General features: G+C 61.3%; 10 protein-coding genes. All 10 read right to left on the reverse strand.

Annotated elements, in window-relative coordinates:
- Nucleotides 1–22: 22 nt before the first annotated feature.
- The 10 genes from exeG to AAHA41_RS02305 all read right to left on the reverse strand — a co-directional run bounded on the left by exeG (nt 23) and on the right by AAHA41_RS02305 (nt 12,787).
- Entirely contained in the window at nt 23–454 is a 432-nt protein-coding gene (gene exeG / locus AAHA41_RS02260; RefSeq protein WP_323071044.1) for a GspG family T2SS major pseudopilin variant ExeG, read from the reverse strand.
- Between the two features lie 96 nt (nt 455–550).
- A complete protein-coding gene (gene exeF / locus AAHA41_RS02265; protein ID WP_042033052.1) occupies nt 551–1,771 on the reverse strand; it encodes a GspF family T2SS innner membrane protein variant ExeF in 1,221 nt (406 codons plus the stop codon).
- 1 nt (nt 1,772) lies between these two features.
- Entirely contained in the window at nt 1,773–3,278 is a 1,506-nt protein-coding gene (gspE, locus tag AAHA41_RS02270; RefSeq protein WP_182927493.1) for a type II secretion system ATPase GspE, read from the reverse strand.
- Nucleotides 3,278–5,308 carry a GspD family T2SS secretin variant ExeD gene (exeD, locus tag AAHA41_RS02275; protein WP_323071046.1) on the reverse strand — a complete coding sequence of 677 codons (2,031 nt, stop codon included), beginning with the start codon at nt 5,306–5,308 and terminating at the stop codon, nt 3,278–3,280. Before exeD ends, gspE begins: the two co-directional genes overlap by 1 nt.
- Nucleotides 5,309–5,330: 22 nt before the next feature.
- The gene (gene exeC, locus AAHA41_RS02280; RefSeq protein WP_252353674.1) at nt 5,331–6,173 is read right to left on the reverse strand and encodes a GspC family type II secretion system variant ExeC; all 843 of its coding nucleotides are present in this window, start codon (nt 6,171–6,173) and stop codon (nt 5,331–5,333) included.
- A 270-nt stretch (nt 6,174–6,443) separates the two neighbouring features.
- The gene (gene exeB / locus AAHA41_RS02285; protein WP_323071048.1) at nt 6,444–7,127 is read right to left on the reverse strand and encodes a GspB family T2SS assembly factor variant ExeB; all 684 of its coding nucleotides are present in this window, start codon (nt 7,125–7,127) and stop codon (nt 6,444–6,446) included.
- On the reverse strand, nt 7,127–8,695 hold the full coding sequence (locus AAHA41_RS02290; RefSeq protein ID WP_323071049.1) for an AAA family ATPase: 1,569 nt from the start codon (nt 8,693–8,695) through the stop codon (nt 7,127–7,129). Before AAHA41_RS02290 ends, exeB begins: the two co-directional genes overlap by 1 nt.
- A gap of 250 nt (nt 8,696–8,945) precedes the next feature.
- On the reverse strand, nt 8,946–10,391 hold the full coding sequence (locus AAHA41_RS02295) for an HD domain-containing phosphohydrolase (RefSeq protein WP_323071050.1): 1,446 nt from the start codon (nt 10,389–10,391) through the stop codon (nt 8,946–8,948).
- A gap of 56 nt (nt 10,392–10,447) precedes the next feature.
- Nucleotides 10,448–11,569 (reverse strand): beta-ketoacyl-ACP synthase III, encoded by a 1,122-nt coding sequence (locus AAHA41_RS02300; RefSeq protein WP_323071051.1) that lies wholly within the window; start codon nt 11,567–11,569, stop codon nt 10,448–10,450.
- A gap of 54 nt (nt 11,570–11,623) precedes the next feature.
- Entirely contained in the window at nt 11,624–12,787 is a 1,164-nt protein-coding gene (locus tag AAHA41_RS02305; protein ID WP_323071052.1) for a VWA domain-containing protein, read from the reverse strand.
- Nucleotides 12,788–12,790: the final 3 nt, after the last annotated feature.

Genomic DNA, 12,790 nt, shown 5'->3' on the forward strand with positions numbered 1-12,790 from the left:
GAGTGCGGTGAGGAAGCATCACTTATTGGAAATCCTTCAGCTTCCAGTTGCCGATGTCGTCATCGGTACCGGCTTCGCCATCCTGACCCATGGAGAAGATGTCGATCTTGCCGTACTGGCCCGGGCTCAGCAGCTGATACTGGTTGCCCCAGGGATCTTGCGGCAGGCGCTTGATGTAGCCGCCATCGCGGTAGCTGCGCGGCGCCGGGTCGATGGAGGGTTTGGTCACCAGTGCTTCCAGACCCTGTTCGGTGGTCGGGTAGCGGTTGTTGTCCAGCTTGTACATGTCGAGGGCATTTTCCAGCGCCACGATGTCGGAGACCGCTTTCTGCTGGTCGGCTTTTTCCTTGTTGCCCATCAGGTTGGGCACCACCAGACTGGCCAGAATGCCCAAGATCACGATGACCACCATGACTTCCAGCAGGGTAAAACCGGATTGACGACGTTTGTTCATGAGTTGCTCCGTAACGAATGAGATGGGATAGCCCATCAGAGAGTGATTACTGGGTGGGTTCGACGGGCCGCCAACGGACCGCCGAACGCCGGAAACTTACATATTCACCATGTTGTTGAGCTCGAGGATCGGCTGCAGGATCGACATCACGATAAACAGCACTACCCCGGCCATGGAGACCACCAGCATGGGTTCGAACACCCCGAGGGCGATATTGACCTGGGATTCAAACTCCCGATCCTGGTTGTCCGCTGCCCGCTCCAGCATGCTGTCGAGCTCGCCGCTCTGTTCACCTGAGGCGATCATGTGCAGCATCATGGGCGGGAAAATCTTGGTCTCGGTCAGCGACTTGCGCAGACTGGTCCCCTCGCGCACCCGTTCGGCGGCCTCGAGAATGCGCATTCTGGCAAAGTCGTTGGAGAGTACTTCACCGGCGATCTTCATCCCTTCCAGCAGCGGCACCGCGCTGGCGTTGAGGATGCTCAAGGTGCGGGCGAAGCGGGCGGTGTTGAGACCGCGGCTGACCCGGCCAATCACCGGCAGGCCGAGCAGCACCTGATGCCAGCGCCGGCGGCGCTTCTCGTCGGTGAGCCACCAGCGCCAGACAAAGCTGGCGATAAAGAGCAGCAGCAGGAACCAGAGGCCGTAGGCTTGCATCAGCTCGCTGGTACCGATGAGAAAACGGGTGGTGCCCGGCAGCTGCTGGCCCATGTGTTCAAACTGGGCCACCACCTTGGGCACCACCGCGGTAAGCAGGATCGAGATAACCCCGATGGCGACGCAGGTGAGCACGATGGGGTAGATCATCGCCTGCAGCAGCTTGGTCCGCATATGCTGGCGCTGTTCGGTGTAGTCGGCGAGGCGGTTGAGCACCTTCTCCAGATGGCCCGATTTTTCACCGGCCGCCACCATGGAGCGAAACAGCTGATCGAACACGTGGGGAAAAGCCCCCAGCGAGTCTGCCAGCGAATAACCTTCCACCACCTTGCTGCGCACGGTCGCCACCAGAGAGCGCAAGTGCGCCTTTTCGCACTGCTCGGCCACCGCCTTGAGCGCCTCTTCAATGGTGAGACCGGCCCCCACCAGAGTCGCCAGCTGGCGGGTGATGAGGGCCAGCTCGGCAGTGGAGGCGCCACGACGAAACAGGGCGAAGCGGGTCGCCTCCCGTTTCGCCTTCTCGGTGGTCTCGTTTACCTCGAGCGGGGTGAGCCCCTGCTCGCGCAGCAGCTGGCGTACCTGACGGGCGGAATCCCCCTCCATCACACCACTCTTGCTGCGACCCTTGCCGTCGAGGGCCTTGTATTCGAATGCCGCCATCTCAATCTTCCCGGGTCACGCGCAGCACCTCTTCGAGGCTGGTTTGCCCCTTGAGTACCTTGTCGATGCCGTCGCGGCGAATACTGGGGGTGTGGCCGCGGATCAGCCGCTCGATGGCCATCTCGCCGCTGGCGCCGTGGATCGCCTCGCGCACCGCCTCATCGACCACCACCAGTTCGTGGATACCGGTTCGACCGCGATAACCGGTGTGGTTGCACTGCTCGCAGCCCACCGCATGCCAGATATGCTGATCCGGCTCCAGTTTGATCCCCATGGAGAGGCGCTCCTGCTCGGTGGCCGGACGCGAGGCGCGGCAATCGGGGCAGAGGGTGCGCACCAGCCGCTGGGCCAGTACCGCCAGTAGCGATGAGGAGAGCAGGAAGGGCTCGATCCCCATGTCCCGCATCCGGGTGATGGCGCCGATGGCGGTGTTGGTGTGCAGGGTCGACATCACCAAGTGACCGGTGAGCGATGCCTGCACCGCGATCTGGGCGGTTTCCAGATCTCGAATTTCCCCCACCATCACCACATCCGGATCCTGGCGCAGGATGGCGCGCAGGCCGCGGGCGAAGGTCATGTCCACCTTGCTGTTGACCTGGGTCTGACCCACCCCTTCGAGGTCATATTCGATGGGATCTTCCACCGTCAAAATGTTGCGATCCCGCGAGTTGATTTCGGAGAGCGCCGCATAGAGGGTGGTGGATTTACCGGAACCGGTCGGGCCGGTGACCAGAATGATGCCGTGGGGCTTGCGGATAAGCTCGCTGATGATGCTGCGGTTGCGCGCCGTCATGCCGAGCTGCTTGAGCTCGAGGCGAATGGTGTTCTTGTCGAGCAGACGCAGTACCACCCGCTCGCCGTAGCTGGACGGCATGGTGGAGACCCGCACGTCGACGGCGCGGCCGCCGATGCGCAACGAGATGCGGCCATCCTGCGGCACTCGCTTCTCGGCGATATCCATCCGCGACATGACCTTGATCCGCGAGACCAAGAGTGAGGCCAGCTTGCGATGGGGACGCAGGATCTCCCGCAGCACCCCATCGATGCGAAACCGGATCACCAGCGCCCGCTCGAAGGTTTCGATATGGATATCGGAGGCCTCTTCTTTTATCGCCTCGCTCAACATGGCGTTGATGAGGCGAATGATGGGGGCATCGTCATCGGCATCCAGCAGGTCTTCGCTCTGAGGCAGCTCTTCGGCCAGCGCAAAAAAGTCCATCTCGTTGCCGAGATCTTCCATCAGCTGGCGCGCCTCGGAGGAGTCGCGCTGATAGTGGGCCATCAGCAGCTCTTCAAAGGCGTCGTTGTCAAGTTGCTCCACCGCAAAGGCACAGCCCGCCACCCGGCGAACTTCCAGCAGGGTCTGCGGGGTGACGCCGGTACGGCACTGCAGCACCGGCGCGCCGTCACGCTCGCTGAGGATCACCCCGTAGTTGCGGGCAAACGCAAAGGGGAGCTCGGGCAGCGGGGGAGGCAGGTTGCTCCCGTCGAGATGATAGGCACTCATCAGGGGCGGCTCTGCACAAAGGGAGTGGTACTTTCTACAGCGCTCTGCTGGCGAACCTTCACCTGCTCCAGCTGTTTTTGCAGCTCAGGCGACACCATCACATCCTGGCCATAAGCCGGTAGTACCTGACGCTTGGGCGAGGTGAGATAGCCCTCCTGAGCGGCAGCATCCAGCTGTTCGGCCCGGAACAGGGAGTACTTGTTGCTGGAGATACCGGAGTAGACGTTGGCATCGCGCAAGATGGTGGGCCGGATAAAGACCATCAGGTTGCGTTTCGAGGTGCTGTTGGAGGTGTAACGGAACAGGTAGCCCAGCCCGGGGATATCGCCGAGCAGCGGTACCTTGGAGACCTCTTCCTTGGTCTGTTCATCCATCAGACCACCCAGTACCACAGTCTCGCCGCTCTTGATCAGGACGGCGTTTTTTACGGTACGGGTATCGAAGGTCGGGCCCAGTCCGGCGGTGCCATCGGCCTGCTTGGCGACGCTGGAGACCTCCTGCTCGATGGTGAGCAGCACCGAATCCCCTTCGTTGATCTGGGGAGTGACCGTCAGCTTGGTACCGACCGTTTTGTATTCGATGGTGTTGAAGATGCTGTCGGTACTGGTCGAGCTCTGGCTACCTGTCGGGGTTGGCACCTCTTTACCCACATTGAACGACGCCTCCTTGTTGTCCATGGTGACAATGCTCGGGGTCGAGAGAATATCGTTCTTGGTATTGGAGGCGATGGCCGTAGCCAGCATGCTCCAGTCGCCGTGATAGAAACCGGCGGCCATGCCGTTTACCGAGGACATCAGCTTGGTGATCGGCTCGGGGTTGCCATTTTTATTGAGCTTGTCTGCCGCCACTTTTGCGGTAATGGGGACGCCAGTATCGGGGAACTGGATCGAGCCATAGTCAGCATGATTCCATTGGACTCCGAGATTAAGGCCATCACTATCCTGCATCTCGACGATGATTGCCTCTACCAGCACCTGGGCGCGGCGAATATCGAGCTTGGCGATCACCTGTTCAAGTTCTGCCATCACATCGGGCTGGGCGGTGATGACCAGGGCGTTGGTAGTCTCGTCGGCAGAGATGGCCAGCTTGCCACCGCCGATACTGGCTCCACCGCCCATGGCGGCGTTGCCGCCTCCCTTCTTGTCCGCTTCGATGCTGGAGCTGACCCCCTTGAGCACATCGACCATGTCCTTGGCCTTGCCATATTTGAGGTAGAAGACCCGGGTATTGCCCTGACTCTGCAGGTCGCGGTCGAGCTGGCGTACCATCTGGATGATGCGGGCGCGCGCTTTAGGCTCGCCACTCACCACCACCGAGTTGGTGCGCTCGTCGGCGACCACCTTGGGGGCCAACAGCAGGCTGGTGGTGCCCCCTTGCGGGTTGTTATCCTTGTTGAGATTGGTCACCAGCCGCACGATTTCACCCGCCGAGGCGAACTTGAGCTTGATGATGTCCACATCCTGATCGCCAGCGCGGTCGACCCGGTTGACCACCTCCACCAGTCGGTTGACCACGGCGGCGCGGCCGGTGATGAGCAGCACGTTGGAGGGCTCGTAGTGCACGACGTTGCCACCACCGGCGTTATCATTGAGCTGGCGCAGCAGTGGGGCCAGTTCACGCACCGAGACGTTGCGCACCGGTACTACCCGGGTCACCATCTCGTCGCCCATGCCCGGATTGCTGCCATCCACCACCGGAATGGCGGAGGTCTTGGCATCGCGCGAGCGCAACACCTTGAGCACGCCGTTATCCATCGGCACCACGGCAAAACCGTAGACGTCGAGCACGCTCAGGAAGAACTGGTAGTACTGCTCCTCGTTGAGCAGGTCGTAGCTGCGGACGTTGATCTTGCCGCGCACCGAGGGCTCGATGATGATGGTCTTGTTGAGATTCTTGCCCACCGTGTTGATGAACTCTTCGATATCGGCGTTCTTGAAGCTGGCCGAATACTCGGTGGCCCAGGCTGATCCTGCCATCATCAGTGCCGTCGCTATGGTGGCCAGACGCCAGCCTTTCCCTTTATTGGTCATTCTTGGTACGACTCCAAAATCATTATTCTGACAAGCGAACATAGACATCGAACTGTTCACCTTGTCGCTCGACGGTCACTGTCAATTCGGTTGCGCCAGCCAGCTGCTGCATCGCCTGCATGGCCTGCATGTTGTCACGCAGATCCAGGCCGTTGATGCTGAGGGCCAGATCATTGGCCTGCAGCCCGCTCTGGTTGAAGAGTTCCGGATTGTTGCCCGGATTGAGGCGATAGCCAGCCAGGCGGCCATCCACCTGAACCGGTGAAATATTGAGGTAATCGGTGATCTTGCCGGGATCGCTCATCAGCTCGCTGCGCACGGAAGAGAGCTGCGCGCTCCCGCCTTGTTGGGGCAGGGGTTTGCCGTACTCTTCGCCATCGAGCATCAGGGTTTCGTCGCGGCCATCGCGCTCTATGATGACCCGGTCCGGGTAGACCTGACGGATCCGAGCCTGGGTGCCGTCGATGAGATCCCCCACGCTGTAGGAGTTCTGGATCCCCGACATGGCGATGATGGCGATGGACTTGGCGGGATTTGAGCTTGCCAGCACGCCGTTGAGCTGGGCATTGAGCTGGGTTCGCGGTGCGTTGGCGGCGACCTCCTTGCTCTGCTGCGCCTTGGCTATGGCCTTGCCAAACAGGGAGAGACTGCTCACTTCACCCAGTTCAAGGCGGGGGGCACTTTGACCGACAGTTGCAATCATGGAGGGTTGCCAGGGTTCGTTGGCCAGAGGTGTGGCAAGTGTGACCAGACGCCAGGTGAGATTGGCACACTGCTGGGCCAGCAGGATCAGCAATATCAGGAAGAGCGCCTGAGTAATGCGGGCCATGGGCAGCTGCCGGCACTGGGCCAGCAGCTTGGTCAATATCTCATCCCTGGATAGTCGGCTCATATAAATCAACATGTTTCATGTGTTCTGGTGCGGCTGGTTATTGTGTACGGCTGTTCGTATGGATACAACTTTCTGAAACCGCCAATGGGCAGAATTGGATAATTCATCACAGCCGGCAGGCTGCTGTGGTGATAAAAACACCAATTTCGCCATTGCATGAAATGGGCTACGAGCCATGAATCAGAGGCTTTGGGGAAGCTCTCTGCATCGATTGGGGTCAGGCAATCCGTCGCCATGACTCGCTTAACCCTGCCAATCCTGCAGCGCCTTGAGGGTGACACTCTGGCCACCCACATCCAGCACCATGTACTCCTGAGCTATGGAGGCCAAGCGCACCCCGGGGGCAATCTCGCTCCCCTCCCGGTATTCACGGCCATTGAGCACCACCGCCCGTTTGGCGGGGTTGGATGAGAACAGGTGGGAGCCATAGCTGAACGCGGGAACCTGCTGGCGGATCGAAAGCGGCGCGGCATTAAGCGACATCAGCTGGGCCGGCTGCACGCTCTGGGGCACAGTACCCGACTCCTGTTGCAGCGGTGTTTCGTTTAGGGCGCGCATCAGCTGTTCGGCCAGGGTTGGTCGAACAGCTGCCGGATTGCTGGTGGCGGCAACCTTGGGCTGCTGCACCACCGGCTCCGGCAGGGGAGGCGGCAGCGGCCGCGTTACCATCGCCTTGGGCTCCACCCGCACGAAGGGCGGGGTGACCACCTCTTTCACCTCGACCTTCTCCTCGATGGGGCGCAGGTGGATCAGGTGCCAGCCATAGTTGGCGCCAGCACCTAGCAGCAGGGCGAGCGGAGCAAGTAGCCAGACGAGGCGGCGGGATGTCCTCGCCTCTTCGCGGGGCATGGCAAGCCCCATGGCGGGGATACAGGTTTGTGGCTGCGGTTGCTGTGCGCGGTGCAGCGCCTTGAGCAGGGTAGACATCAGGAGGCCTCCTCCAGTCTGGGCATGGGTTCACCGGAGAGGGCGTTGAGGCGCAGCAGGGTATTGCTGCCGGCGATACCGTCAGGGTTGAGCCCCTGATCCCGCTGGAACTGCTGCAGTTTGTTCTTGAGCTCGCCATCGAAGCGGCGCACCTTGCGCTCGGGCTGTTGCAGCGCGCGGCTCAGGGCATTGTCGAGCCACTGGATCTGGGCCTGCCCAGCATTGTTGCCGATCAGGCTGGCGCCCCCCTTGGGCATGCGCCAGAGCAGGGTGTAACTGCCGCCCCAGTTGTCGCTGAGCCACTGTCTCTCAACCTGCCAGCTCTGGTTGCCGATCATCAGACGCGCCTGCTTGGGGCCGAGAGTGACCAGGGTGGCGTAGTAGATGCCGCCCGTCTCGTCGGTAAGGCTGACCATGGCGGGGTATTGCAGATTGCGCAGCTCGTCGAGGCTCGCCTCCCCCTCCTGACAGCGCAGGCCGGCGCGGGGGGCGTTGTCGCAGGTGGCATCCTCCAGCTCGGGCTCGTAGCCCCAGACCCGGTAGAGATTCTGCATTGCACCTTCGGGGTCGAGCGCCTGATTGATCGCCTCGGTAAGCTGCTCCTGCTGCTCGGCGGTCTCATCGACGGTAACCGGTACCTCGACCTTGACCACCGGGCGGGTGGGGAAGACGCCGAAGAACTGCCAGCCCCACCAGCCCGCCGCCACCAGCAGAGCGCCAGCCAGCGCGACCGCAAGGCCGGAGAGCCAGCTCCCCTCGTCGCGGATCCCGCTTACCTCAAAGGCGGCCTGACTGATGTCGCCATGGACAATCTTGTAGCTGCCACGGGCAAAGGCCGAGATCAGGGCGCGGTCGCAGATGAGGTTGATAAGACGGGGGATGCCACCGCTCAGGCGGTGGAGGGTCTGGATTGCCCTGGGGGTAAAAATGGGCTGCACGCAGCCGGCGACCTGCAGCCGGAAGCGAACATAGGCATCGACATCGCCGGCACCCAAGGGCAGCAGGTGGTAGCGAGCGGTAATGCGCTGGGCCAGCTGGCGCAGCAGGGGCTGGCGCAACATCTGCTGCAGCTCTGGCTGACCGATCAGCACCACCTGCAGCAGCTTTTTCTCGTCGGTTTCGAGGTTGGTCAGCAGGCGCAGCTGCTCCAGCACCTCTGGCAGCAGATGCTGGGCCTCATCCACCAGCACCACGCTGCGCTTGCCTGCCGCCAGATTGGCCAACAGGTGGTCGCGAATAAGGTCGAACAGCAGCTTGATCCCCGCCTCGGTCGGGTAGGCAAGCTGAAACTCGTCACAGATGGCCGCCAGCAGATCCCGTTCGGTCAGCGAGGGGTTGAGGATATAGGCGATCTCGGTCTCGGCGGGCAGCTGTTGCAGCAGGCAGCGGGAGACCGTGGTCTTGCCGGTGCCCACTTCACCGGTCAGTAGCACAAAGCCGCCGCCATCCTGCAATCCGTAGCTGAGATGGGCCAGAGCCTCCCCGTGCCGCTCGCTCATATAGAGATATTTGGGATTGGGCGAGATGGAGAACGGGTGTTCCGAGAGGCCAAAGAACTGTGTGTACATGAGGGATTCTTTTGTGACCAATTACAGGTAAAAAAATATCTCCGGATGATAGCAAACCTCGCACTCATTGGAAGCTATCCGAGTGGACAAGAGACAAATGACGGCACTTTCCCTTCATCTTGTGATCCAGAGTCGGGATTGTGCCGCTCAAATGGTCAAAAAATAGCGGTGATTTGCAAAAATAAGTTTATTGTCAACAGCTTGAGGAGGCGAAGTTTTCACCTGTCGGTTCGTTAACGGGTTTGCCGACTCAGCGATGATCCTGAAATTTGGCCGCTATCTCCTTGAACTGCGCCTCACAGGCGAGAAACGCCGCGACAATGCCGGGATCAAAATGGTTGCAGCTCCCCTTCACGATGATCTCCTTCGCTTCCTCATGGCTGAAAGCAGGTTTGTAGACCCGTTTCGAGATGAGAGCATCGTAGACATCCGCTACCGCCATCAAGCGCCCGGAGAGGGGAATGTCCTCACCCGCCAGCCCTGCCGGATAACCGCTGCCATCCCACTTCTCGTGGTGGGTGAGGGAGATCTCCCGGGCCAGCCGCAAGAAGGAGTTGGAGCCCAGCTGCGCCTCGGCACTCGCCAGCGCATCGGCGCCGATCTGCGGGTGGCGCTTCATGATGGCGAACTCCTCGTCGGTCAGCTTGCCCGGTTTGAGCAGGATGGCGTCGGGAATGCCCACCTTGCCGACATCGTGCAGCGGGGCTGATTTGAACAGCAGATCTATGGTGGCATCATCCAGTGGATAGCTATCCCAGTTGCTGAAGCTCAGATGCTCCGCCAGCGCCTTGACGTAGTGCTGGGTACGGATGATATGGGCGCCTGTCTCGTTGTCACGGGTCTCTGCCAGCGAGGCGAGCCCGAGAATGGCCACATCCCGGGTCAGATTGAGTTCGTCGCTGCGGGATTTCAGCTCGCCGATCATCTGATTGGTGCTGGCGGCGATAAGGCCAAACTCGTCATCCCGGGTGACCGGCACCCGGGCATCGAAGTCACCGCATTGCACTCTGGCCATGGTGCTGGTCTGGTGGCGCAGGGAGAGGCCAAGGTTGCGGCCGTAGCCGTGAATGATGAGGGCGAGATAGCTGAAGGTCACCGTCATCACGAAGGCGATCTCCCACAGGATGTAGTGCTGGGCATCGACCCTCGGCAGGCTGCGCTCCACCGTCACCAGCCACTCCAGATCTTTGTTGAACAGCAAGAAGAATACGCACCCCAATAAGGTGAGGGTTGCCAGGGTAAAGAGGGTGAACTTGCGTGGCAGCGGCATGGCCAGCGGATGGCTCAGTGCCAGGCTCTGCTCGGCTTGCCGTGCTCTGGCCCGATGCCAATCCCGCTCCAGAGTCAGGTCGGCCGCCACCAGAAAGCCGAGGGTGGTCATCCCCAGCAAGACCTTGAGGTGACTCTCCAGCGGAAAGTCGTGGGCCAGGGCGTTGTAGCCCGAGAGCAGCAGTGCTCCCAGCAGGTAGAAACCTACCTCCAGTCCAAACCCATCCAGCCCGTTACGCGGCAGGGGCCGCCTTGAGAGCAGCCGGTTGCGCACGGCGAACATGATGGCGAACGTCACCAGCGTCGGCCCCAGCAGCTGGGGCAGGGTGAGGCTCTCGAGAAACGGGCAAACCTGCCAGCCATAGAGACAAAATAGTAACAGGGTTACCCCGTAGTGCAGGGCGCAGCGCCCCGAGATTCTCATCATGATTTCACCTGAACAGCGTTTTTGTTGTTATGGCTGCCGCGACACGTATTTCATGCCTAGCATCGTTGCAGCAGCAGGCTACCGATAGAGTAGCCGGCGCCAAACGAGCAGAGGACGCCGCGCGCCCCGACAGGGAGGTCGCGATTGTACAGATGAAACGCGATGATGGAACCCGCCGAGCTGGTATTGCCATAGCTGTCGAGAATGACCGGCGCCTCCTGCTGGCTGGCATCGTGGCCCAGCAGCTTGCGGCCGATGAACTGGTTCATGGTGAGGTTGGCCTGATGGAGCCAGAGCCGGCTCAGGCTCTCGGCGGGCCAGCCCTGCTCGTCGAGCTGGCCGGCAATCTGGTCGCACACCAGCGGCAACACCTCCTTGAACACCTTGCGACCCTGCTGGCGAAACAGCTTGTCGTCGCTGTAGCGGGTGCGCGGGCTCAGCCGGTTCAAAAAGCCGAAGTTGTTGCGGATGTTGTTGGAGTACTGGGTCACCAGCTTGCTGGCTACCAGTTGCCACGGATTGGCCACCTTGCAATCGGCCTCCCGCTCCAGCAGCACCGCGGTGCAGGCATCGCCGAAGATAAAGTGGCTATCCCGATCGCGAAAATTGAGGTGCCCCGAACAGATCTCCGGATTGACCACCAGCGCCAGTTTGGCGCTGCCGGCCGCCAGCATGTCGGCGGCTGTTTTGATACCGAAGGTGGCAGACGAGCAGGCCACGTTCATGTCAAAGGCCATGCCGCTCGCCCCCAGATAGTGCTGCAGCTCGATGGCCAGCGCCGGATAGGGGCGCGGCATGTTGGAGGCGGCGACGATGACCAGATCGATCTCTCCCGGTTCGCGGCCGGCGGCGATCAACGCCTGTTCGGCGGCGGCCACCGCCATCTCCACCATGATGGAGGGCATCTCATCGGGCCGCTCCGCCAGCAGCGGTTGCATGATGTCGGGGTTGAGCACCCCTTCGCGGCTTACCAGATAACGGCTCTTGATACCGGAGGCCTTCTCGATGAACTCGCAGCTGGAGTGCTGCTTGGCAGGGAGCTGGCCGGCGTCGATGGCGGAGGCGTTCTCCTCGTTGTAGAGATCCACATACTGGTTGAAGGCGGCCACCAGCTCTTCATTGCTGACGGCAAAGGGTGGGGTATAGAGGCCTGAGCCACTGATCACGATAGAGGTCATCTTTGCTCCTCGCCGGGTGCGTTCCCGGCTTGTCGGTTTATAGGGTAGAGAGGGTTAGAGCTGGTCGATCGCCGCAGCGAGACCCGCCAGAGTCAGCGGATGCATCCGCCCGCCAACCACGTCATTCATCAGCTTGATGGAGGGGTGCCAGAGCCACTCCCGCCGTGGGGTGGGGTTGATCCACACCAGTTTGGGAAAGTGTTGCTGCAAGCGGGTAAGCCACACCTGACCCGACTCCTCGTTCCACTGCTCGACACTGCCACCCGGCCAGGTGATCTCGTAGGGGCCCATGGTGGCATCCCCCACCAGGATCACCCGGTAGTCGCTGCCATAGGTGCGCAGCAGGCGCAGGGTATCGAACCGCTCCTCAAAGCGGCGGGCGTTATCCTTCCAGACGAAGTCGTAGAGGCAGTTGTGAAAATAGAAGTACTCCAGATGCTTGAATTCGTGGCGCAGGGCGGAGAAGAGGCGCTGTACCTCGGCCACGTGGGCATCCATGGAGCCTCCCACATCGAAAAAGACCAACAGCTTCACCCCGTTGTGGCGCTCGGGCCGCAGCTTCACATCGAGCCAGCCCTGGCGGGCAGAACTTTTTATGGTGTCGTCGAGATCCAGCTCGTCGGGATTGCCTCTGCGCACCCAGCGTCTTAGCTTGCGCAGCGCGAGCTGGATGGCGCGCTGGCCGAGCGGTGAGTCGTCGCTGAAGTTGCGATAGTGACGGCCCTCCCACACCTTGGCCGCCTTGCCATGCTGCCCCTCTCCACCCATGCGGACTCCCTCTGGGTGAAAACCGCCGTGGCCAAACGGGCTGCTGCCACCGGTTCCCACCCACTTGTTGCCGCCAGCGTGGCGCTCTTTCTGCTCGCTTAAGCGCTGGTTGAGGGTCTCCAGCAGCTTGTCGAGTCCGCCGAGGGATGTGAGCAGCGCCTTCTCCTCTGGGCTCAACAGCCGTTCGAACTCCTTGCGCAGCCACTCCTCGGGCAGGCTTTCCGGCAGCAGGGGGATGGCTTCCAGTCCCTCGTAGTATTCGGCGAAGGCGCGATCGAAGCGATCGTAGTGAGCCTCGTCTTTTACCAGCAGGCAGCGGGAGAGTTGGTAGAACTCGTCCATATCGATGGTGACCAGCCGGGCTGCCAGTGCAGCGTGCAAGTCCAGCAGTTCGCGCAGGCTGCAGGGGAGCTTGTGGCGGCGCAGGTGAGTAAAAAAGTCGATCAGCATGGG

It is taken from the genome of Aeromonas sp. SER (assembly GCF_038739615.1).
GTDB classification, from domain to species: Bacteria; Pseudomonadota; Gammaproteobacteria; order Enterobacterales; family Aeromonadaceae; genus Aeromonas; species Aeromonas jandaei.

Coding starts and splice junctions, on each gene's coding strand:
- exeD (WP_323071046.1), bottom strand. CDS start 5,308: ATGACCAATAAAGGGAAAGGCTGGCGTCTGGCCACCATAGCGACGGCA.
- exeF (WP_042033052.1), bottom strand. CDS start 1,771: ATGGCGGCATTCGAATACAAGGCCCTCGACGGCAAGGGTCGCAGCAAG.
- AAHA41_RS02290 (WP_323071049.1), bottom strand. CDS start 8,695: ATGTACACACAGTTCTTTGGCCTCTCGGAACACCCGTTCTCCATCTCG.
- exeG (WP_323071044.1), bottom strand. CDS start 454: ATGAACAAACGTCGTCAATCCGGTTTTACCCTGCTGGAAGTCATGGTG.
- AAHA41_RS02300 (WP_323071051.1), bottom strand. CDS start 11,569: ATGACCTCTATCGTGATCAGTGGCTCAGGCCTCTATACCCCACCCTTT.
- gspE (WP_182927493.1), bottom strand. CDS start 3,278: ATGAGTGCCTATCATCTCGACGGGAGCAACCTGCCTCCCCCGCTGCCC.
- exeB (WP_323071048.1), bottom strand. CDS start 7,127: ATGTCTACCCTGCTCAAGGCGCTGCACCGCGCACAGCAACCGCAGCCA.
- AAHA41_RS02305 (WP_323071052.1), bottom strand. CDS start 12,787: ATGCTGATCGACTTTTTTACTCACCTGCGCCGCCACAAGCTCCCCTGC.
- AAHA41_RS02295 (WP_323071050.1), bottom strand. CDS start 10,391: ATGATGAGAATCTCGGGGCGCTGCGCCCTGCACTACGGGGTAACCCTG.